The following is a 19,768-nucleotide window of genomic DNA, read 5'->3' on the forward strand; positions in this document are numbered from 1 at the left end:
TGGCTTGCCTGCGATGGCATCACCTCGGTCTGTCGGATAGACCGAGGTGCCTGCATCGCGGGCAAGCCCGGCTCCCACACAAGCCAGCTCCCACACTGTTTTGCAGTGTTAGTTACTGCGCGGCGGGCAACAGGAACCGCGCAATCACCGGCAAATGATTGGAGATGCGCACCGTATCGCTCTGGCGCACCTTGCTCTCAACCTTCTTGATGCGCGAGCTGTGGAACAGGTAATCCAGCGTACGATCCGGCCCCTCTACGGTTGGGTCATTCGGGAAATACGTCAGCCACTGGTCCCGGTCAATCCCGCTGGATTGGCTGTTGCTCGGGATCATCGGGTACTTTTCCCACAGCAGGTGCAGCTCACTGTCCGGCGAGTATTGCCCGCGCTTGCCGGGGTCCAGGCGCAGGAACTGTCCCAGCGGCAGCAGGTTGAAATCCCCACCCATCAGCCATGGCGTGCCGCGGCTCTCGAATTTATCCACCAGCTTGACGGTCGCCTGCACCTGTTCCAGCACGGCGTTGTGCCCGGGGGCCGCGCCGTCCAGGCGAGTATTGAGCACGGCCAACTGGCCGCCATCGCTCAACGGCAGGTAGGTCAGCAATAACGCGGGCTTGGGCTGGAACTGACGGCTGATCAGGTTGGCGCGTGCCACCGGCAATTGCAGGCGCTCGGCGTGTTCGATCTGGTAGCGGCTCATGGTCACCAGCTTGCGGCCGACGCTGCCGAAGATATGCAGGTCGGGCACGAAGTCGGCTTTCCAGTCGAAGGCCTGGGCGCTGCACGGGTAGAGGTCGGCCAGGCGCTCCTGGAGCAAGGCCAGTTGGTCCTGGTAGCTGGAAGGCTTGGCGCCTTCGTCGACTTCCTGCAACAGCAGGATGTCGGGCTGCTCGTCGCGGATCACCCGCGCCACTTCGTCGAGGCTTGAAGCCATGTCTTCAACGGTCGGGCGGTCGTCCGGGCCGCTGCCGTCCGGGGTGTCGTACCAGAACACGTAGTTCTTGCCCGCCAGGTACTGCACGTTCCAGGTCATGACCTTTAGCGCCTGCCCAGGCAGCAGGGTCGGCGCACGGGGCGCGACGCAGCGGATGGGCAGGGTCTCCTTGTCGGCAGGGCGCCAGGTCAGGCTGTAGATCAAGCCGGTCAGCAGGGCCGCGAGGATCAGCAGGCCCACCAAGGTAATGCGCAGTAGTCGGGTCATCGGCTCGGCTTATGGCGTTGCAGGACAGGCCCGGAGCATATCACCGCGCGTCGGCGTCGCCACCAATCAACATGAACAGGCGGAACAACACCACGCTGGTGAACAGTTGCAGGAAGCTTTGTGCGCTGTCGATCAGCAGGCCCAGCAGCGGGTTCGGGTCCGGATAGACGGCCACGCTGGCGCCCTTGAGCAACCACAGCGGGGTCATCACGCACAGCAGGCACACCAGGATCCGCCAGAAATGCCCACGGGTCAGGCGCAGGCTTTCCTTCATGGCCGACAGCGCCGACATGCCCCGCAGCACCAGCAGGTATTCGGCGAAAGCCAGCACCACCATCAGCCACAGGCCGGGCAGGAAATACAGCGACAGGCCCAGCAGGATCAGCAGCGTGCTGATTGCCGTCAGCAGGGCAAAGCGCGGCCACAGGGTCAGGGCCATGGCCAGCACATCCAGGGTGCGCGGCGATTCACCCCGGGTGCGGGCGTCGAGGAACAGGATCAGTGCGCCGGTGTACAACGGGTACACCAGCAGCCCGATCACCACGCTGTAACCGGGAAACGCGTCTGGGCCGAGCGTGTGGTCGAGCACCTGTTGCAGCAGGGCTTCGAGGATCACCAGTGGCAGGCACAACTGCACGATGGCGCCCAGGTTGCGCTTGAAAAAGAAGAAGGAGTCGCGCAATACGTCTAACGGATTCATCAGGGTCTTCACAGGCCGAAAAGCAAGGGCGTTACTTTAACCGATCAAGAGCAGATGCAAGCAAACGTAAACCTTGCGTAAAGACCATTGAAACAATCAGCAACAGCCCCATAACTGGGTTGTACCTTGCACATCGTGCGCAAGGCGAAGATTTCTACCGGCAATCTAACGAGGTCGCCATGAACAGCGAAGAACAAACCCTGATCGACGGACTGTTTTCACGGTTGCAGCAAGCCGAAACGGACTCAGCCCCCCGCGACGCCCAGGCTGAAGCGCGGATCAAGGAACACGTCACTCGCCAACCGGCCGCTGCGTACTACATGACCCAGTCGATTCTGGTGCAAGAGCACGCGATCAAGAGCCTCGATGCGCAGAACAAGCAGCAGGCCCAGCAGATCCAGGAGTTGCAGGACCAACTGCAACAGGCCAGGTCCCAGGCGGCGCAGCCTGCACCGAGCAGTGGCGGTTTCCTGTCGAGCATTTTCGGCGGCGGTTCCCGTGACCCGCAGCCGACCCAGAGCGCACCTGCGTCGTCGGGCGGTGGCTGGCGTGAACCAGCGCGTCCGTCGTTTGGCGGTCAACCTGCGCCGCAGCAGAACTACGGTGCTCCCCAGCAGAACTATCAGCAGCCCCAACAGGCACCCGCAGCGCCGATTGGCAGCGGTTTCCTCGGCGGCGCCCTGAAAACCGCAGCTGGCGTGGCCGGTGGTGTGATGCTGGCAGAAGGCATCAGCAGCCTGTTCAGCCACAACTCGCAACAACCGCAAGTGGTTGAAGAGATCATCCGCGAAGAGCCGGCCCCGGCCAGCGACAACGGCAACTGGGGCAACGACGACCAGAAATATGCCGGCAACGACAGCTGGGGCAGCGACAACGCCTCCGACAGCTTCGCCGACAACGACTATTCCGACGACTCCTCCTCCTTTGGCGACGACGATTCCTTCGTCTGACCCACACTCAACCGGGGCGCTTCGTCGCCCCGGGCTGATTTTTCTCGGAAACTCCCGTGTGGCTGGCATACTGGCAACCTTTCCGGGCCTTTGAGTCCGGGGTCCATGCGCGTGTCATGAGGATTTGCGGTGAAAAAGATAGCCGTGTTCGCCGATGTACAAAACCTCTACTACACCGTGCGCCAGGCGTACGGCTGTCACTTCAACTACGCGGCCCTGTGGGCTGACATCAGCCAGCGCGGGCAGATTGTCGAGGCGTATGCCTATGCCATCGACCGTGGCGACAGCAAGCAACAGCAGTTCCAGCAGATCCTGCGCAACCTGGGTTTTACCGTGAAGCTCAAGCCTTACATCCAGCGCAGCGACGGCTCGGCCAAGGGCGACTGGGACGTGGGCATCACCATCGACATCATGGACGCCGCCGCCCATGTCGACGAAGTGGTGCTGGCCTCCGGCGACGGTGATTTCGACATGCTGCTGGACCGCATCATCAGCAAGCACGGCGTCGAAGCCGTGGCCTACGGCGTGCCGGGGCTGACGGCCAACTCATTGATACGCGCCGCCAGCCGCTACGTGCCGATTGAAGGCGCGTTGCTGCTTAAATAGATTTTTGACGGAGTTGGAACAGGTTTGGAACGTATAGCGGTCATCGACTTTGAAACCACCGGCATCCAGCCGAGCAGCAGCTGCCGGGCCACGGAAATCGCCGTGGTCATCCTGGAGCAGGGCCAGATCGTGGACCGCTACCAGAGCCTGATGAACGCTGGTGTGCGTGTGCCGGGGTTTATTGAGCAACTGACCGGCATCAGCAACGCCATGTTGCGCACCGCACCGTCGGCGGAGCGGGTGATGAACGAGGTGAACGAGTTTGTCGGCACCACGCCGCTGCTGGCCCACAACGCCGCGTTTGACCAGAAGTTCTGGGATTTCGAGCTGGGGTTGATCCGGCGTACGCGTTTGCAGAAGTTTGCCTGTTCGCTATTGCTGGCGCGACGCTTGATGCCGGCGGCGCCGAACCACAAGCTGGGTACCCTGACCTCGTTTGCCCAACTGCCCCACACCGGCAAGGCTCACCGGGCGATGGCGGACGCGGAGATGGCGGCGAACCTTACCGCTCACCTGGCCGAGGAACTGCGCCGCACCCACGGGTTGCGGGAGTTGTCACACGAATTGCTGTGCAGCTTGCAGAAGGTTCCGGCGGCGAAGATCAATGATCATCTGAAGAAGCATCGCGGGTTCTAAGTCGCTTGAGCAGAACTCCATCTTCAACATGACGAAGATCCAAATGTGGGAGCGGGCTTGCTCGCGAATACGGAGTATCAGCAAACACATGCGCTGACTGACACACCGCATTCGCGAGCAAGCCCGCTCCCACATTAGTTTTGCGGTGTTATCGAGGCTGCAAGCAGTCCAGCGACCGATCCACCATCACCTTCGAATCAGTGAAGCTACTGACGTCATCGCAGGCAAGCCAGCTCCCACAGTTGAGCGAGGGTGTTTCAGGCAACTCGGTCAACTATGGCGATCGTTCCCACGCTCCGCGTGGGAATGCCGCCCTGGACGCTCTGCGTCCGCTCTTGAAGTCGTGACGCAGAGCGTCACCGGATGCGTTCCCACGCAGAGCGTGGGAACGAGCTGCAGAGCGGCGTGTTCAGTTGTCACTCTTCCCATTCCCCTCCAACTGCCCCAACGGCACCCGCCGCTCTATCGCGCTCGACAAGATGATCGAGGTCTTGCTGAACCCGAATTTCGCCACCCGATTGATCAGGTTCTCCAGCTCCGGCATCGAGCCCACCGCCGCCTGCATGATCACGCACGGATCGCCCGTCACCCGATGGCATTCAGTCAACTCGGGAATTTCCGACAGCGCGTCGTAAACCTTCTGGCTCCCATGATTGGTCAACCGCAACTCAATCACGCACTGGATCGGCAACCCCACCTTCGACAGGTCGACCTTGGCCTGATACCCGGTAATCACACCACTGGCTTCCAGTTTCGCCACTCGCTCAGCCACGGCGGGCGCGGACAGGTTCACGGTGCGCGCCAGTTGCGCGTAGGACGCGCGGCCGTCTTCCAGCAGGGCGCTGAGAAGCATACGGTCGTATTTGTCCATGATAAGGCTCCGGGAATGCATAGCTTTCGAAAGCACGGTTTATAGCCTTGATAACCATGTTTTGAAAAGTGTACTGGCGCTTTAAACAGGTTTTGTAACTTATGTTTACGGCCGGGGATCTCTAAAATAACGCTCCCTTGTCCTGCCACAGAGCTGCCCAATGCCTGGCCCACGTCGCTTTCCCTTACCGTTGATCGCCGCCTTTTTTGCGTTGTATGTGATCTGGGGGTCTACCTACCTGGTGATTCGCATTGGTGTGGAGTACTGGCCGCCGCTGTTGCTGGCGGGGATTCGCTTTATGACGGCGGGCGCGCTGATGTATGCCTTCCTGCGCTGGCGTGGGGCCCCGGCGCCGACGTGGGTGCAGTGGAAGGCTGCCGCGAAGATCGGCATTTTGCTGCTGACCTTCGGTAACGGTGCGGTCAGTGTGGCAGAACATACGGGCGTGGCTTCCGGGGTTGCCGCGTTGGCGGTGGCGACGGTGCCGTTGTTCACCTTGCTCTGTGGTTATTTCTGGGGCGCGCGTAATACCCGTCTGGAATGGGCCGGGGTGGTGCTGGGGATTATCGGCATCGCCATGCTCAATATGGGCTCCAACCTGCAATCGAGCCCCACCGGTGCGGCCTTGCTGATCTTTGCGGCGGCGGCCTGGGCCTTTGGTTCGGTGTGGAGCAAGCATTTGCCGCTGCCTCAAGGCGCGATGGCCAGTGCGGCGGAGATGCTGATCGCAGGTTTCGTGCTGCTGTTGCTCAGTGCCGTCAGCGGCGAACACCTCCAAGCCATGCCGCCGCTGGAAGGCTGGCTGGCCCTGGCGTACTTGACCGTGTTCGGCTCGATCATCGCCTTCAATGCCTATATGTACCTGCTCAAGCACGTACGCCCGGCGGCGGCCACCAGCTATGCCTACGTCAACCCGGCGGTGGCGGTGTTGCTCGGGATTGTGTTTGTCGGTGAGACCATCGGCACGGAGGAAGCCCTGGCGATGTTGGTGATTATCAGCGCGGTGCTGCTGATCAGCCTGCCACAGTGGCGAAAGCCAAAACCGGAAATAAGGTAAACTGCCGCGCATTGCGACCTTGCGCTGACTTTTTCCTACGGTATTTCCATGACTTTCGCCACACTTGGCCTGATCGAACCCTTGCTGCGCGCCCTTGAGACGCTTGGCTACCAGACCCCGACGCCGGTGCAGGCGCAAGCCATTCCGGCGGTGCTGGCAGGCCGTGACCTGATGGCTGCGGCCCAGACCGGCACCGGCAAGACCGCCGGTTTCGCCGTGCCGCTGCTGCAACTGCTGACCATGGAAGGGCCGAAAGTCAGCGCCAACTCGGTGCGCGCGCTGATCCTGTGCCCGACCCGCGAACTGGCCGAGCAGGTTCATGCGAGCGTCGCCGAGTACGCCCAAAACGTGCCGCTGACCACTTACGCCGTGTACGGCGGCGTGAGCATCAACCCGCAGATGATGAAACTGCGCAAAGGCGTTGATGTGCTGGTCGCCACCCCTGGCCGCCTGATCGACCTGTTCCGCCAGAACGCGCTGAAACTCAACCAGCTGCAAACCCTGGTGCTGGATGAAGCCGACCGCATGCTCGACCTGGGCTTCTCCGAAGAACTGGCGAACATCTACCGCATGCTGCCGAAAAAGCGCCAGACCTTGCTGTTCTCCGCAACCTTCTCCGACGAGATCCGCCAGTTGGCCGGGCAGATGCTCAACGACCCGCTGACCGTCGAAGTCAGCCCGCGCAACGTCGCCGCCAACACCGTCAAGCAATGGGTGGTGCCGGTGGACAAGAAGCGCAAGGCCGAGCTGTTTGTGCACCTGATGCGCAAGGGCCGCTGGAAGCAGGTGCTGGTGTTCGCCAAGACCCGTAACGGTGTGGACGCGCTGGTGGAAAAACTCCAGGGCCTGGGCATCAATGCCGACGGGATTCACGGCGACAAGCCACAAGCCACGCGCCAGCGTGCGCTGGATCGCTTCAAGAGCAGCGACGTGCAGATCCTGGTGGCCACCGACGTGGCGGCCCGTGGCCTGGATATCGAAGACTTGCCGCTGGTGGTCAACTTTGACCTGCCGATCGTGGCCGAGGACTACATCCACCGCATCGGCCGTACCGGTCGTGCGGGCAACACCGGTGAGGCGATTTCCCTGGTGTGCGCCGATGAAGTGAACATGCTGTCGGCCATCGAGATGCTGACCCGTCAGACGTTGACCCGGAAGATGGAGCAGGACTTCGAACCGGAGCACCGTGTGCCGGATACCGATGCCACTGGTCAGGTGGTGAAGAAGCCGAAAAAGCCGAAGAAACCCAAGGCTTCGGGCGGCGGTGGTGGCAAGCGTAACCTGGGCAAGTGGGTGGACAGCGGGGAGGCGACGCCGGTCGAGCCTTCGATCAAGCCAGTGCGTGAGGTGCCCGTGTTTAACACCGGGCCGCGGAAAAAGAAGTAGGGCTTGTTGGTTATCAAGTAAACGCATAGTGACTACCGTGAGCGGAGCAATTCCGCTCGCGTCAAGTTGTGCCTCGTCATCCTTGATGAGTTATTGCTTGTGATTTGGATATTTTTTGTAATTGTCGCCGTGTTTAAGTGCTGGAACTTAAAATGCTTCATTTCCACTGAGGTTGAGTCAGAAACTGATTTCTGAATGACGAACTTAGATGGAGATGTAGATATGGCTGTGTTTTTAGTACCTTTTGTTTTGCCGGTCCTGGCGGCGGCGGGCATTATCGGCGGCGTTGTTGTAGAGGGCGAAATCAAGAAAGGCAAGGCCGCTGACGAGAAAGCTTTCAAGCAGGTAGAGTTGCGTGTGGCCGAATTAAGGTCCCGGGTTGAAGACCATGCGGCGCGCGGCGAGTATGGGCAGGCAATCCATTCGTTCAGAGAGTTGATGTCGTTGTATGAGGCTAATTATTCGATCAGTCCTGAGATAAGGGCGCCATTGGATAAGTATCTACAGGATATGCTTTATACCAGTCAGGAAGAGGGCCAGAAACTCAGCTACGCCTTCAAGCAGGAATGGAACGATTTGAAACACGGCGATCCTTCCAGACTCTTCAGTGCGTATTCAGGTTATATAGAAAATCTGAAAATTTTACTGCCTGAAGAGGATGCTTTCCTGCAGAAGCAAGTAACAGCTTTTAAACGTGCCTATCCCGATCTAACAGCCAGTTGAGTCAGAGGTAACTTTGCTGCCGGGCGGTGATGGGGTGAGTGGGTCATGCCGGGGTGGCCGGCCTCAACCACTCAAGAACACCGCGCCCTGCCGCCTGCCCGCTGGCAAAACACCCCGTCAGCAAATACCCGCCCGTCGGCGCTTCCCAGTCCAGCATCTCGCCTGCGCAAAAAACGCCCGGCAATTGCTTGATCATCAGGCGTTCATCCAGCGCCTCAAACGGCACGCCGCCTGCGGTACTGATGGCTTCATCCATTGGCCGGGTTTTCACCAGCGTCAGCGGCAGCGCCTTGATATCCACCGCCAGCTGCGCCGGATCATTGAAGTGCTCCGCCGGTGACAGCTCGCGCAAAAGCGCCGCCTTCACCCCATCCAGTCCCAACTGACTGTGCAAATGCTTGCTCATCGAGCGTGAGCCGCGCGGCTTGCTCAGCGCTGCGATCACCTTGTCCAGTGGCTTACTCGGCAACAGGTCAATGTGCACCGTGGCCGATCCATCCCGGTTGATCGCCTCACGAATCGGTGCCGACAACGCATAGATCAGGCTGCCTTCGATGCCCGTGGCGGTGACCACACATTCCCCCAGCCGTGGCTTGTCGTCTGCCAGGCCAATGGCGACGTTTTTCAGCGGTGCCCCGGCGAATTTGCTGACCATCAACTCGCTCCAGGCCGACACCTCGAAGCCACAGTTGCTCGGTTGCAACGCCGCGTAAGGCACGCCTTTGTCTTCCAGCAACTTCAGCCACGCCCCATCCGAGCCCAAGCGCGACCAACTGCCGCCGCCCAAGGCCAGCAACACTGCATCACCGCGTACGCTTTTTTCGCCCTCGGGGCTGTGGATAAGCAGGCTGCCATCGGCATTCCAACCCAGCCAGCGATGGCGGGTGTGGATAACTACGCCCTGGTCGCGCAGGCGCTTGAGCCAGGCCCGCAGCAGCGGGGCGGCTTTCATGTCAGTAGGAAACACCCGGCCGGAGCTGCCGATAAAGGTTTCAATCCCCAACCCGTGTATCCATTCGCACAACGCATCGGCACCGAACTGACGCAGCAACGGCGCCATGCACGGCGCCCGTTCGGCATAGCGCGCCAGAAACGCCGGGTACGGTTCGGAATGGGTGATGTTCATGCCGCCCACGCCCGCCAGCAGGAACTTGCGGCCTACCGAGGGCATGCCGTCGTACAGGTCGACCCGGATCCCGGCCTGGCTCAACACTTCGGCGGCCATCAGCCCGGCCGGGCCGCCGCCGATGATGATGACGTGTTGAGACGGGGTTTGAGTCTGGGGCATGGGGATAACTGCGGTTCGGCAAAGTAGGCCGAGCATTCTACCCGAGGATGCTCATGCTGCCTGATCAAAAAACATACAGCCTTCTGCAGGCCAGGCGGCTTATGGCCTGCAGGGGCTTTCACTCAGGTTATCCACAGGCAGTTCCACAGCGATTGTGGGTAACGCGCATAACTCAATGACAGCCTGATGACGTCCAGACGCGCTGCGCGCTGTGGTGCAGGATCCCGTGGCGACGGGCCAGGGCTGGGCGGTCTTTGCTGTAGCCGCCGCCGATCACCCCGACCACCGGAATATCGCGGCCCAGGCAGTGGCGCATCACGCTTTCATCGCGGGCGGCGACGCCTTGGTCTGTCAGCTTGAGGTAGCCGAGGGCGTCGTCCTTGTGTACATCCACGCCGGCGTCATACAGCACTAGGTCGGGCTGATACAGCGGCAGCAGGTAGTTGAGGGCATCGTCGACCACCTTGAGGTAGTCCGCGTCGCCCATGCCCATGGGCAGCGGGATGTCCCAGTCGCTTTGCGCCTTGCGCGCGGGGAAGTTCTTTTCGCAGTGCAGGGACACGGTGATTGCATCCGGGGTGTCGTGGAGGATGCGTGCGGTGCCGTCGCCCTGGTGCACGTCGCAGTCGAAGATCAGCACCCGGTTGACCCGCCCGCTGGCCAGCAGGTAATGGCTGATCACGGCCAGGTCATTGAAGATGCAGAAACCCGCCGGGTAATCGTAGTGGGCGTGGTGGGTGCCGCCGGCCAGGTGGCAGGCCAGGCCGTGCTCCAGGGCCTGCTCGGCGGCCAGCAACGAGCCGCCCACCGCGCGCACGGTGCGCCGGGCCAGGGCTTCGCTCCAAGGCAGGCCAAGGCGCCGTTGGTCTTCGCGCGACAACTCGCCGCTCATGTAGCGTTCGATATACCCAGGTTCATGGGCCAGGGCCAGAATCTCGGCGGGGCAGAGTTCCGGGCGCAGCAGTTGGCTGTCCAGTATCAGGCCGCTCTCCACCAGATGGTCACGCAACAGGCGGAATTTATCCATGGGGAAGCGGTGGTCTGCCGGGAACTCGGGGCTGTAGTCGTCGTGGTAGATCAATGGCAAGGGCATGGCGATTTCTGACGGGAACCAGCGACGGATCTTAACAGCGCGTTACACTCACGCACATGGCAAGGGAGGGGGACCAATGGAGCCGATACTGCAATTGGAAAGCGCACGCCTGGTGCTGCGCCAATGGAGCGATGCCGACTTGCCGGAGTTTGCGCGCATGTGCGCCGACCCGCAGGTGATGCGGTATTTCCCGGCCACCTTGAGCCGCCTGGAAAGTGCTGCGCTGATCGGGCGTATTCGCGGCCATTTTGCCGAGTACGGTTTTGGCCTGTGGGCCTTGCAGCGCAAGGACAGCGGCGAGTTCATCGGCCTCACCGGCTTGCTGAATGTGAGCTTCGAGGCCCCGTTCACTCCGGCGGTGGAGATCGGCTGGCGCCTGGCCAGGGAACACTGGGGCCTGGGTTACGCCAGCGAAGCCGCCTGGACTGCCCTGCGCTGTGGTTTCGACCGGCTGAAGCTGGACGAAATCGTTTCGTTTACCACTGAAGCCAATCTGCCATCACAAAAAGTCATGCAGGCCATCGGTATGCATTACGATCCCCTGGCAGATTTTGAACACCCCAAGGTCGCAGCCGATGACCCCTTGCGGCATCATGTGTTGTATCGCATCACCCGCGCCCAATGGTTGGACACGCTGCACGGATAAGCAGCCCGGAATGCCCAATAGATTGTTGTAGGAGATGCTCTATGAGCCAAGTGTTGGAAGATCTGGTGGACCTGCTGACCCTGGAACCGATCGAGGAAAACCTCTTTCGCGGCCGCAGCCAGGACCTGGGCTTTCGCCAGCTGTTCGGCGGCCAGGTGCTCGGCCAGTCGCTGTCGGCGGCCAGCCAGACCGTTGAAGAGGCGCGGCATGTGCATTCGTTGCACGGTTACTTCCTGCGCCCCGGCGATGCGGCGTTGCCGGTGGTGTATTCGGTTGACCGGGTGCGCGATGGCGGCAGTTTCAGCACGCGCCGGGTGACGGCGATCCAGAAGGGCAACCCGATCTTCACCTGCAGCGCTTCGTTCCAGTACGACGAAGAAGGCTTCGAGCATCAGACCACCATGCCCGTGGTGGTCGGCCCGGAGAACCTGCCGTCGGAGCTGGAGCTGACCCAGCAGCGCGCGCACCTGATTCCCGAGCACATGCGCGAAAAGCTGCTGTGCCCCAAGCCGATCGAAGTAAGGCCGGTGACCGAGAAAGACCCGTACAACCCGCAGCCGTCCGACCCGGTCAAATACGTGTGGTTTCGTGCGGACGGCGCCCTGGCCGACTCGCCGGCGCTGCACAAATACCTGCTGGCCTACGCTTCGGACTTCGGCCTGCTGACCACCTCGCTGCTGCCCCACGGCAAGACCGTGTGGCAGAAAGACATGCAAGTCGCCAGCCTCGACCACGCGCTGTGGTTCCACGCCGACCTGCGTGCCGATGACTGGTTGCTCTACGCCATGGACAGCCCATGGGCCGGCAATTCCCGTGGGTTCTCCCGGGGCAGCGTGTACAACCGCGCCGGGCAACTGGTGGCATCGGTTACCCAGGAAGGCTTGATTCGTCATCGCAAGGATTGGGCATGAGCCTCAGTGATGTGAAGCACTGGGTGTTCGACATGGATGGCACCCTGACGGTGGCCGTGCATGATTTTGCGGCGATCCGCGTGGCCCTGGATATTCCGGCGACTGACGACATTCTTACGCACCTGGCGGCGTTGCCCGCCGATGAAGCAGCGGCCAAGCATGCGTGGTTGCTTGCGCATGAGCGTGAGTTGGCGCTGGGTTCGGTGGCGGCGGAGGGGGCGGTGGAGTTGGTGCGGGAATTGGCCGGGCGGGGTTATCGCCTGGGCATCCTGACGCGCAATGCGCGGGAGCTGGCCCATGTGACATTGCAGGCGATCGGCCTGGCGGACTGCTTTGCGGCCGAGGATGTGTTGGGGCGTGATGATGCGCCGCCCAAGCCTGACCCGGGTGGTTTGTTGAAGCTGGCGCGAGCGTGGGAAGTGGCGCCGCAAGAGATGGTGATGGTCGGTGATTACCGGTTTGATCTGGATTGCGGGCGGGCGGCGGGGACGAAGACTGTGCTGGTCAATCTGCCGGAAAACCCGTGGCCGGAGCTGGCGGATTGGCATGCCGAAGATTGCGCGGTATTGCGCCGGATGATTTAGTCCGGTCGATGAAAATCCAATGTGGGAGCGGGCTTGCTCGCGAATGCGGTGTGTCAGTCAATACATAGGCTGACTGATCCACCGCATTCGCGAGCAAGCCCGCTCCCACATTTTTGATCCGGTTTCTTCAGCGGTTATTGGAACAGTACTTTCTGCCCTTCAGGCGACGTAAACATCTTGTCCCCGTTATGCCCAACCCCCGGCACTTCAACCAGCTTGTGGCCCAACTGCGGGTGCCGCTGCTTGAGGTAGTCAAAATAATTGTGCCCGCGAATCAAGCGATACGCGCCCTGGGTTTCAGCACCGCAGCTCTTGTCCAGCGCCGGGTGATTCGGGTCGGTGTCCTGCTGGCCCAGCAAGTAAGTGACATTACGCGAAACGTAAGCCTGCTCCAGCTGCTCGGCACTTTGCCCCTTGGCGTAGGCCGGCAGGTTTTGCATGCCGTACTTCCAGTCGTTGAAGCCCGGGCAACTGGCAACATCGAATTTCACCGGACGCTGTGGGCTGAAGTACGCGTAGGACGACGGGTTGGCCACCACATAACGCAGGCTGATGCCCTCGGTTTGCAGCAGCGGGTGATCATGCCCGGTCAGCGCAAAACGCTGCACCACCTGGCCGCCACCGGAATGGCCGGCCACCACGATTTCCTTCAGGTTCGGGAACAGCTTGCGGTTGCCCAGGTGCTTGATGATCTGGTCCAGCGCGCCGTAGGAGCTGATCTGGCCCGGGCCTGTGGACGGCTCGCCGGCCATCCAGTCGTTACTGTTCCAGCGCAGGGTCTGGCTGTCGATCTGGTTGCGCTTGAGGTCGGTCTGGTTGAGGAACTGTGGCGCAATCACCAGGGTATTGGCGTTTTGTCCTGCGGCTTCGGCCGCTTTTTCGCCGCTGTCCAGGTAGGTCATCGCGTTGCGCAAACGGCCATGCACGATGATCAGCGCGCGGGTAACTTGAGGCAGCGGCTGGCGCCAGTCCTGGCTCAAGCCGACGCTCAGGTCGCCGGCATCCAGGTGAAAACGATCGGGACTGACCACCTTGACGCCATGTTCGGCAGCCCAGGTGGAGGAGGAACAGGTGATCAACAAACCTAACAGCAGACCCAGTCGTTTATTCATTTAAAGGCTCTTGGCGGTAAAGGTGTCGCATTGAGTGATCTGGCCCTGGGCGAAGCCGGTCTTGAACCAGCGAACCCGCTGTGCCGAGGTGCCGTGGGTAAACGAGTCAGGCACCACGCGGCCCTGGCCCTGTTGCTGCAAGCGGTCATCGCCAATCGCGTTGGCCGCATTCAGTGCTTCTTCAATGTCGCCGGGCTCCAGCCAGTTCAGGCGCTTTTGCGCCCGGTTGGCCCACACCCCGGCGAAGCAGTCGGCTTGCAGCTCCTGTCGCACCAGCAGGCCGCCGTCGCCTTGCATCTGCCGGCCTTGCTGGCGGGCTGCCTGAATCTTCGCCGAGATGCCCAGCAGCGTCTGCACGTGATGTCCGACTTCATGAGCGATCACGTAGGCCTGGGCGAAGTCGCCGGCGGCCTTGAAGCGCTGGGACATTTCCCGGAAGAAATCCAGGTCCAGGTATACCTGTTGGTCTGCCGGGCAATAGAACGGCCCGCTGGCGGACGTGGCGCCACCGCAGGCGGAGTTCACCCGGCCACGGAACAGGATCAGTTTGGGGTTCTTGTAGGTCAGGCCGTTTTCCTGGAACACCTGGGCCCAGGTGTCTTCGGTGTCGCCGAGGACGGCGCGCACGAAGTCGGCTTGTTCATCATTGGCCGGCGGCGCCTGACGGGTTTGCGGGCTGACGGAGGGCGCTTGCTCGGTGAGCTGGCCGCTGAGTTGCCCGAGGATCTGCATCGGGTCCTGGCCGGTCAGCCAGCCGATGCCGACGATCAGCACGATGGCCGTCAGGCTCAGGCCCTTGCCGCCCCCAAAACGCATGCCACCGCCGCCGCTGTCATCGCGGGCGTCTACCACGTTGTCGCTGCGTCGGCCTTTTTTCCATAGCATGTGGCAATCCTCTTTGTGAACCTGCAGCTCAGTGTTGTTGGTGTGTAGGGTTGGCGCCAGTCCGGCTGTCTGACGATGCTAAACGCTGTGTCGTCCGACCTGTATGAAGCTTGTGTCAGTCGCGGCAATACCCTTCGCCGGTGTCGACGATCAGGCAGTCCTTCTTGTCGGCCAGCCATTTCAGGCCAGTGGCTTCGCCGTCGCCAGCGCTCAGGATCTGCGGCCCGTCCGGGCGTTCAAAGGTGATGCCGTCTTCGGATGCCTGGCCCTTGAAGGTGCCGGAATCGTCGTCATCCAGGCCGTATTTCATGGTCAGTACATAGTGGCCGCGGCCGATGCTGTCGTCCTTGGCGATGGTCAGGTTCAGGCCTTCGACGCCAATCCACTTGCCGACCCATTTGTCGGTGGGCAGCACTTGCGGTACCAACGTTGCCTGGACAGACGGCGGGGCGGGCGTCTTGGCGGTCTCGGCTTGCTTGTCGCAGGCGCTGAGCAGCGTCAGGGTCGAAAGAATCAACAGGGTTTTTTTCATGGTGAGAAAGCCTTGGTTAAAAAACGCGCAGTGGGCGGGGCGGCGTGAAGCGTTGGACTGGAAAACCGCAATTTAGTGCGCTGTTCGAACAGTGTTTGGTTATGCTCTTGAGCGAGGCGCTTTACCCGTTCTAGATTATGCCGCGGTATGCGGCGGTCATTTCAGCCTGCCACTCAAGAGAATGCAATGACCCTCAGTACCCCACTTTCCGGCGTCAACCACCCGCTCAAAGGCATTTTGCTGATTGTGGTGGCGACCTTTCTGTTTTCCAGCCACGACGCGCTGTCCAAATACCTGGCCGGGTTCTACCCGATCGTGATGGTGGTGTGGGCCCGCTACCTGGTGCACACGCTGTTGATGGCCGGGATCTTCCTGCCGCAATCGGGCCTGCGGGTACTGCGCAGCAAACGCCCTTTACTGCAAGTGGCGAGGGCGTTGTGCCTGCTGGGCACCAGCCTGTTCTTTACGGCGGCGCTGCACTTTATCCCGTTGGCCGAGGCCACGGCGGTCAACTTTCTTGCGCCGATCCTGGTCACCGCGTTGTCGGTGCCGCTGTTGGGCGAACACGTGACCCGCGGCCAATGGCTGGCGGTGATTTGCGGGTTTATCGGGGTGCTGATCATTGTGCACCCGGGCGGTGAGCTGTTCACCCCCGCGGTGTTGTTGCCGCTGACGTCGGCGTTGTTCTTCTGCTTCTACCAACTGCTCACCCGCATCCTCAGCAAGTACGACACCCCCACCACCAGCAACTTCTTCGCCGGGTTGTGCAATACCTTGGTGATGAGTGCGCTGGTGCCGTTCTTCTGGCAAGTACCGAGCCTGTGGCACGGGGTGCTGATGCTGGCGCTGGGCACTTGCGGGATGACCGCACACTTGATGCTGACCCAGGCCTTCCGCTTCGCAGCGCCGGCCCTGCTGGCGCCGTTCGGCTATTGCCAGATCGTGTTTGCGGGGTTGTTGGGCTGGCTGGTGTTCAGCCACACCCCGGACCTGACCACCGTGGTCGGGATCGGGGTGATTTGCCTGAGCGGGTTGGCCGCTGCCTGGCAGCAGCGGCGCAGGTAGGAAACTCAGACCTCGACGGTCGGAATCTTGCGCGGCGCCATGAAGTACATCCAGATCAGCGCGATGAAGTACATCGCCGGAATCAGGGTGAACAGCACGGTGTAGTTGTTGTTGGTCACGGTCAGGATATGGCCGACGATTTGGGTCATGAACATCCCGCCGATGGCCGCGCACATGCCGCCAAAACCAAACACCGTACTCATCATGTGCTTGGGCGTGTAGTCCATCACCAGGCTCCAGATGTTGGCGGTCCAGGCCTGGTGCGCGCCGATGGCCAGGGAAATCGCAAACACCGCGACCCACAGGTGGCTGGAGCCGGCGGCCATGATCACTCCGACGATGCAGCAGGCAAACAGCAACATCGACAGCAGCCGCGCTTTGATCGGGTTCATCCCGCGTCCGATCAGGAACGAAGACAGGATCCCGCCGCCGATGCTGCCGAAGTCCGCCGTCAGGTAAATGATGATCAGCGGGATGCCCATCTGGGTCACGTTGATGCCCAGGTTGTATTGCTGATTCAGGAACGGCGGCAGCCAGTACAGGTAGAACCAGAACACCGGCGCGGTCATCGAGTAGGCGAGGGCGAAGGCCCAAGTGCCGCGCATCCGCAGGATCCGGCTGAACGGTACGCGGGGTTGTTCCGGTTCGACTTCCTGTTGCACGTAGTCCAGTTCCGATTGCTTCACGCTTGGATGGTCTTCCGGGTTGTAGTACTTCAAGCCCCAGAGCACCAGCCAGATCCCGCCCAGTGCCGACATGCACAGGAACGCCGCCTGCCAGCCCCACACGTGGAGGATCAGCGGCAGCAGCATCGGCGTCATCATCGCGCCGACGTTGGTGCCGGCGTTGAAGATCCCGGTGGCCACGGCACGCTCGCCAGCGGGGAACCACAGGCGGGTGGTCTTGACGCAGGCCGGGTAGTTGGCGGCTTCGGTCAGCCCGAGAATGAACCGGCAGACCATAAAGCCCACCGCCGAGGTGGCCAGGCCGTGGGCGCCGGTGGCCAGGCTCCACAGCAACACCGCGCAGAAGAACACGCGCTTGACGCCGACCCGGTCGATCAACCGGCCTTGCAGCACAAAGCCGATGGCGTAACCCACCTGGAACCAGAAGTTGATGTTGGCGTAGTCCATCGCCGTCCAGCTCATTTCCTTGGCCAGGATCGGTTGCATCACGCCGAGGGCGGCGCGGTCGATGTAGTTCAGGGTGGTGGCGAAAAACACCAGGGCCAGCATGCCCCAGCGGGTTTTACCGACAGCCATGGCGCCACGGATTTTGTCACCGATGCCGCTATGGGGATTGCTGTGGCCCACGGCCACGGCGGGATTTTGCGAAGGCATGAGGAAGTACCCGTTTTTTTGAAATTTTTATGGTGTGTTCAGGGTCTTGGTTAACCGAGGCCGCTCAATGGAAGCGGGGCTCAATGTGCTGTCGATGGTGCGCAGCGGCTAAAAAATCGTCAATTCGCCGATTGCCATTCTGTTCGATAATCGCCCATAAAACTAACCGGTTCGTACATTTCAATTGCTGTGATGAACCTGGCGGCCAATAATTTGCCGTAAACAAGACATGCCTCAATGCCGGGAGTCGCCCCATGCAACGCTCCATCGCCACCGTTTCCTTGAGCGGAACCTTGCCGGAAAAACTCGAAGCCATCGCGGCTGCCGGGTTTGATGGCGTGGAAATCTTCGAAAACGATCTGCTGTATTACGACGGCAGTCCGCGTGAAGTTAAGCAAATGTGCGCCGACCTCGGCATTGCCATCACCTTGTTCCAGCCGTTCCGGGACTTTGAGGGCTGCCGCCGCGACCGCCTGACACGCAACCTGGAGCGGGCCGAGCGCAAGTTCGACTTGATGCAGGAGCTGGGCACCGACCTGGTGTTGGTGTGCAGTAACGCGTCAGCCGATTCCGTGGGCGATGAAAGCATTCTGCTGGATGACCTGAGCCTGCTGGCCGAACACGCTGGCCGCCGGGGCTTGCGCATCGGCTATGAAGCGCTGGCCTGGGGCCGGCACGTCAACATCTGGCAGCAGGTGTGGAACCTGGTGCGCAAGATCGATCATCCGAGCCTGGGCGTGTTGCTCGACAGCTTCCACACCCTGTCTCTCAAGGGCGACCCGAGTGCGATTGCCGAGATTCCCGGCGACAAGATTTTCTTTGTGCAGATGGCCGATGCACCGATCCTCGCGATGGATGTACTGGAATGGAGCCGGCATTTCCGCTGCTTCCCAGGCCAGGGCGAGTTCGACCTGGCGGGCTTTCTCGCCCCGATCATCAAGAGCGGCTACACCGGGCCGTTGTCCCTGGAAATCTTCAACGACGGCTTCCGCGCCGCGCCGACCCGGGCGAATGCCGCCGACGGCCTGCGCTCGCTGCTGTACCTCGAAGAGAAAACCCGCCAGCGATTGGAGCAAGAAGCGACGCAGGTCCCCGAGATCCTGTTTGAAACCCCGGCCGCCAGCGAATACGACGGCATTGAATTCCTGGAATTTGCCGTGGATGAGAACCTCGGCGCCAAGCTCACTTCATGGCTGGAGCGCCTGGGCTTCGTCAAGGCCGGGCAGCATCGATCCAAGAGCGTCAGCCTGTTGCGCCAGGGCGATATCAACCTGATCCTCAATTGCGAACCCTATTCCTTCGCCCATAACTTCTTCGAGGCCCACGGCCCGTCGTTGTGCGCCACGGCGATCCGCGTCAAGGACAGCGCCAAGGCCCTGGAGCGGGCGGTGGCCTACAAGGGCCAGCAGTATCGTGGGCTGGTCGGCCCCAACGAGCTGGAGCTGGCAGCGGTGCGTGCACCGGATGGCAGCCTGATCTACCTCGTCGATCAGAGCGAAGGCGGCCTCTACGACACCGACTTCAACCTGCAACCGGCGAACGCCGCCAGCGGCGGCCTGCTGCGCATCGACCACATGGCCATGGCCTTGCCCGCCGACAGCCTCGACAGTTGGGTGTTGTTCTACAAAAGCTTGCTGGATTTCGAAGCCGACGACGAAGTGGTGCTGCCGGACCCCTATGGCCTGGTGAAAAGCCGTGCACTGCGCAGCCGTTGCAGCTCGATTCGCCTGCCGCTGAATATTTCCGAGAACCGCAACACCGCGATTTCCCACGCGCTGTCGAGCTATCGCGGCTCGGGCGTGCACCACATTGCCTTCGACTGCGCGGACATTTTCGCCGAGGTCAGCCGGGCCAAGGATGCGGGCGTGCCGCTGCTGGATATCCCGCTGAACTATTACGATGACCTGGCGGCGCGGTTTGATTTCGATGACGAGTTCCTCAGCCAGCTCGCGTATTACAACGTCCTCTACGACCGCGATGCCCAGGGCGGTGAACTGTTTCACGTTTATACCGAACCGTTCGAGGGCCGGTTTTTCTTCGAGATCATCCAGCGCAAGAACGGTTACGCCGGCTACGGTGCGGCCAACGTGGCGGTGCGCCTGGCGGCCATGGCCAAGTCCCGCAGCGGTGCGGTGCGCCAGGCCAGGTTGTAAGGTGCCGGCGCTTCCTTCGGCGTGCGGCG

The 19,768-nt window shown here is 61.4% G+C and carries 20 protein-coding genes; 11 read left to right on the forward strand and 9 right to left on the reverse strand.

Annotated features, from left to right (window positions below; translation table 11 throughout):
- Nucleotides 1–112: 112 nt before the first annotated feature.
- Together HX807_RS24290 and HX807_RS24295 are read right to left on the reverse strand one after the other, a co-directional pair.
- The gene (locus HX807_RS24290; RefSeq protein WP_177021499.1) at nt 113–1,201 is read right to left on the reverse strand and encodes an endonuclease/exonuclease/phosphatase family protein; all 1,089 of its coding nucleotides are present in this window, start codon (nt 1,199–1,201) and stop codon (nt 113–115) included.
- A gap of 40 nt (nt 1,202–1,241) precedes the next feature.
- The gene (locus HX807_RS24295; RefSeq protein WP_003215498.1) at nt 1,242–1,901 is read right to left on the reverse strand and encodes a YciC family protein; all 660 of its coding nucleotides are present in this window, start codon (nt 1,899–1,901) and stop codon (nt 1,242–1,244) included.
- A gap of 179 nt (nt 1,902–2,080) precedes the next feature.
- On the opposite strand from HX807_RS24295, the gene HX807_RS24300 reads away from it, so the two are divergent.
- The 3 genes from HX807_RS24300 to HX807_RS24310 all read left to right on the forward strand — a co-directional run bounded on the left by HX807_RS24300 (nt 2,081) and on the right by HX807_RS24310 (nt 4,093).
- Nucleotides 2,081–2,851 carry a DUF2076 domain-containing protein gene (locus tag HX807_RS24300; RefSeq protein ID WP_008436594.1) on the forward strand — a complete coding sequence of 257 codons (771 nt, stop codon included), beginning with the start codon at nt 2,081–2,083 and terminating at the stop codon, nt 2,849–2,851.
- Between the two features lie 129 nt (nt 2,852–2,980).
- Entirely contained in the window at nt 2,981–3,457 is a 477-nt protein-coding gene (locus HX807_RS24305) for an NYN domain-containing protein (RefSeq protein WP_003215502.1), read from the forward strand.
- 24 nt (nt 3,458–3,481) lie between these two features.
- A complete protein-coding gene (locus HX807_RS24310; RefSeq protein ID WP_003215504.1) occupies nt 3,482–4,093 on the forward strand; it encodes a PolC-type DNA polymerase III in 612 nt (203 codons plus the stop codon).
- A 409-nt stretch (nt 4,094–4,502) separates the two neighbouring features.
- On the opposite strand, the gene HX807_RS24315 is transcribed toward HX807_RS24310, so the two are convergent.
- Nucleotides 4,503–4,964 carry an Lrp/AsnC family transcriptional regulator gene (locus HX807_RS24315; RefSeq protein ID WP_177028994.1) on the reverse strand — a complete coding sequence of 154 codons (462 nt, stop codon included), beginning with the start codon at nt 4,962–4,964 and terminating at the stop codon, nt 4,503–4,505.
- Between the two features lie 160 nt (nt 4,965–5,124).
- Here HX807_RS24315 and yedA point away from each other — a divergent pair, with 160 nt between their 5' ends.
- The 3 genes from yedA (at nt 5,125) to HX807_RS24330 (ending at nt 8,130) form a co-directional block, all read left to right on the forward strand.
- On the forward strand, nt 5,125–6,021 hold the full coding sequence (gene yedA, locus HX807_RS24320) for a drug/metabolite exporter YedA (protein WP_008436601.1): 897 nt from the start codon (nt 5,125–5,127) through the stop codon (nt 6,019–6,021).
- A 48-nt stretch (nt 6,022–6,069) separates the two neighbouring features.
- Nucleotides 6,070–7,407 (forward strand): DEAD/DEAH box helicase, encoded by a 1,338-nt coding sequence (locus tag HX807_RS24325; protein WP_177051325.1) that lies wholly within the window; start codon nt 6,070–6,072, stop codon nt 7,405–7,407.
- A gap of 195 nt (nt 7,408–7,602) precedes the next feature.
- The gene (locus tag HX807_RS24330; protein ID WP_256349583.1) at nt 7,603–8,130 is read left to right on the forward strand and encodes a hypothetical protein; all 528 of its coding nucleotides are present in this window, start codon (nt 7,603–7,605) and stop codon (nt 8,128–8,130) included.
- Nucleotides 8,131–8,173: 43 nt separating this feature from the next.
- Here HX807_RS24330 and HX807_RS24335 read toward each other — a convergent pair whose 3' ends face one another.
- Nucleotides 8,174–9,418, reverse strand: coding sequence for a TIGR03862 family flavoprotein (locus HX807_RS24335; protein WP_087693558.1), 1,245 nt, complete (start codon nt 9,416–9,418; stop codon nt 8,174–8,176).
- A 172-nt stretch (nt 9,419–9,590) separates the two neighbouring features.
- Entirely contained in the window at nt 9,591–10,511 is a 921-nt protein-coding gene (locus HX807_RS24340; protein WP_177051327.1) for a histone deacetylase, read from the reverse strand.
- A gap of 76 nt (nt 10,512–10,587) precedes the next feature.
- Here HX807_RS24340 and HX807_RS24345 point away from each other — a divergent pair, with 76 nt between their 5' ends.
- Genes HX807_RS24345 through HX807_RS24355 form a run of 3 tightly spaced genes read left to right on the forward strand, consistent with a single transcriptional unit; the run spans nt 10,588 to nt 12,652 of the window.
- Entirely contained in the window at nt 10,588–11,157 is a 570-nt protein-coding gene (locus tag HX807_RS24345) for a GNAT family N-acetyltransferase (RefSeq protein WP_003215518.1), read from the forward strand.
- A gap of 41 nt (nt 11,158–11,198) precedes the next feature.
- Nucleotides 11,199–12,068: an acyl-CoA thioesterase II gene (tesB, locus tag HX807_RS24350; RefSeq protein WP_003215520.1), complete on the forward strand. Its 870-nt coding sequence runs from the start codon at nt 11,199–11,201 to the stop codon at nt 12,066–12,068.
- Nucleotides 12,065–12,652, forward strand: coding sequence for an HAD family hydrolase (locus HX807_RS24355; protein WP_177021504.1), 588 nt, complete (start codon nt 12,065–12,067; stop codon nt 12,650–12,652). Before tesB ends, HX807_RS24355 begins: the two co-directional genes overlap by 4 nt.
- Nucleotides 12,653–12,786: 134 nt before the next feature.
- Here HX807_RS24355 and HX807_RS24360 read toward each other — a convergent pair whose 3' ends face one another.
- The 3 genes from HX807_RS24360 to HX807_RS24370 all read right to left on the reverse strand — a co-directional run bounded on the left by HX807_RS24360 (nt 12,787) and on the right by HX807_RS24370 (nt 15,181).
- Entirely contained in the window at nt 12,787–13,764 is a 978-nt protein-coding gene (locus tag HX807_RS24360; RefSeq protein ID WP_003215523.1) for a hypothetical protein, read from the reverse strand.
- On the reverse strand, nt 13,765–14,649 hold the full coding sequence (locus tag HX807_RS24365; protein ID WP_102369952.1) for a neutral zinc metallopeptidase: 885 nt from the start codon (nt 14,647–14,649) through the stop codon (nt 13,765–13,767).
- 115 nt (nt 14,650–14,764) lie between these two features.
- Nucleotides 14,765–15,181 (reverse strand): hypothetical protein, encoded by a 417-nt coding sequence (locus HX807_RS24370; RefSeq protein ID WP_003215528.1) that lies wholly within the window; start codon nt 15,179–15,181, stop codon nt 14,765–14,767.
- Nucleotides 15,182–15,367: 186 nt separating this feature from the next.
- On the opposite strand from HX807_RS24370, the gene HX807_RS24375 reads away from it, so the two are divergent.
- Nucleotides 15,368–16,246, forward strand: a complete 879-nt coding sequence (locus HX807_RS24375) for a DMT family transporter (protein WP_177040853.1) — start codon at nt 15,368–15,370, stop codon at nt 16,244–16,246.
- Between the two features lie 5 nt (nt 16,247–16,251).
- On the opposite strand, the gene HX807_RS24380 is transcribed toward HX807_RS24375, so the two are convergent.
- The gene (locus tag HX807_RS24380) at nt 16,252–17,586 is read right to left on the reverse strand and encodes an MFS transporter (protein ID WP_003215533.1); all 1,335 of its coding nucleotides are present in this window, start codon (nt 17,584–17,586) and stop codon (nt 16,252–16,254) included.
- 254 nt (nt 17,587–17,840) lie between these two features.
- Between HX807_RS24380 and quiC the strand changes: the two genes are divergently transcribed.
- Nucleotides 17,841–19,739, forward strand: a complete 1,899-nt coding sequence (quiC, locus tag HX807_RS24385) for a 3-dehydroshikimate dehydratase QuiC (protein WP_177051329.1) — start codon at nt 17,841–17,843, stop codon at nt 19,737–19,739.
- The last annotated feature ends 29 nt before the right edge of the window (nt 19,740–19,768 follow it).

This window comes from Pseudomonas sp. D8002, from assembly GCF_013385695.1.
Lineage (GTDB): Bacteria > Pseudomonadota > Gammaproteobacteria > Pseudomonadales > Pseudomonadaceae > Aquipseudomonas.

What these genes read in the sequence shown, in the direction of transcription:
- HX807_RS24335 (WP_087693558.1), bottom strand. Translation starts at nt 9,418, where the DNA reads ATGCCCCAGACTCAAACCCCGTCTCAACACGTCATCATCATCGGCGGC.
- HX807_RS24380 (WP_003215533.1), bottom strand. Translation starts at nt 17,586, where the DNA reads ATGCCTTCGCAAAATCCCGCCGTGGCCGTGGGCCACAGCAATCCCCAT.
- HX807_RS24355 (WP_177021504.1), top strand. Translation starts at nt 12,065, where the DNA reads ATGAGCCTCAGTGATGTGAAGCACTGGGTGTTCGACATGGATGGCACC.
- HX807_RS24370 (WP_003215528.1), bottom strand. Translation starts at nt 15,181, where the DNA reads ATGAAAAAAACCCTGTTGATTCTTTCGACCCTGACGCTGCTCAGCGCC.
- HX807_RS24375 (WP_177040853.1), top strand. Translation starts at nt 15,368, where the DNA reads ATGACCCTCAGTACCCCACTTTCCGGCGTCAACCACCCGCTCAAAGGC.
- quiC (WP_177051329.1), top strand. Translation starts at nt 17,841, where the DNA reads ATGCAACGCTCCATCGCCACCGTTTCCTTGAGCGGAACCTTGCCGGAA.
- HX807_RS24300 (WP_008436594.1), top strand. Translation starts at nt 2,081, where the DNA reads ATGAACAGCGAAGAACAAACCCTGATCGACGGACTGTTTTCACGGTTG.
- HX807_RS24360 (WP_003215523.1), bottom strand. Translation starts at nt 13,764, where the DNA reads ATGAATAAACGACTGGGTCTGCTGTTAGGTTTGTTGATCACCTGTTCC.
- HX807_RS24295 (WP_003215498.1), bottom strand. Translation starts at nt 1,901, where the DNA reads ATGAATCCGTTAGACGTATTGCGCGACTCCTTCTTCTTTTTCAAGCGC.
- HX807_RS24330 (WP_256349583.1), top strand. Translation starts at nt 7,603, where the DNA reads ATGACGAACTTAGATGGAGATGTAGATATGGCTGTGTTTTTAGTACCT.
- HX807_RS24365 (WP_102369952.1), bottom strand. Translation starts at nt 14,649, where the DNA reads ATGCTATGGAAAAAAGGCCGACGCAGCGACAACGTGGTAGACGCCCGC.
- HX807_RS24315 (WP_177028994.1), bottom strand. Translation starts at nt 4,964, where the DNA reads ATGGACAAATACGACCGTATGCTTCTCAGCGCCCTGCTGGAAGACGGC.
- HX807_RS24345 (WP_003215518.1), top strand. Translation starts at nt 10,588, where the DNA reads ATGGAGCCGATACTGCAATTGGAAAGCGCACGCCTGGTGCTGCGCCAA.
- HX807_RS24340 (WP_177051327.1), bottom strand. Translation starts at nt 10,511, where the DNA reads ATGCCCTTGCCATTGATCTACCACGACGACTACAGCCCCGAGTTCCCG.
- yedA (WP_008436601.1), top strand. Translation starts at nt 5,125, where the DNA reads ATGCCTGGCCCACGTCGCTTTCCCTTACCGTTGATCGCCGCCTTTTTT.
- tesB (WP_003215520.1), top strand. Translation starts at nt 11,199, where the DNA reads ATGAGCCAAGTGTTGGAAGATCTGGTGGACCTGCTGACCCTGGAACCG.
- HX807_RS24290 (WP_177021499.1), bottom strand. Translation starts at nt 1,201, where the DNA reads ATGACCCGACTACTGCGCATTACCTTGGTGGGCCTGCTGATCCTCGCG.
- HX807_RS24325 (WP_177051325.1), top strand. Translation starts at nt 6,070, where the DNA reads ATGACTTTCGCCACACTTGGCCTGATCGAACCCTTGCTGCGCGCCCTT.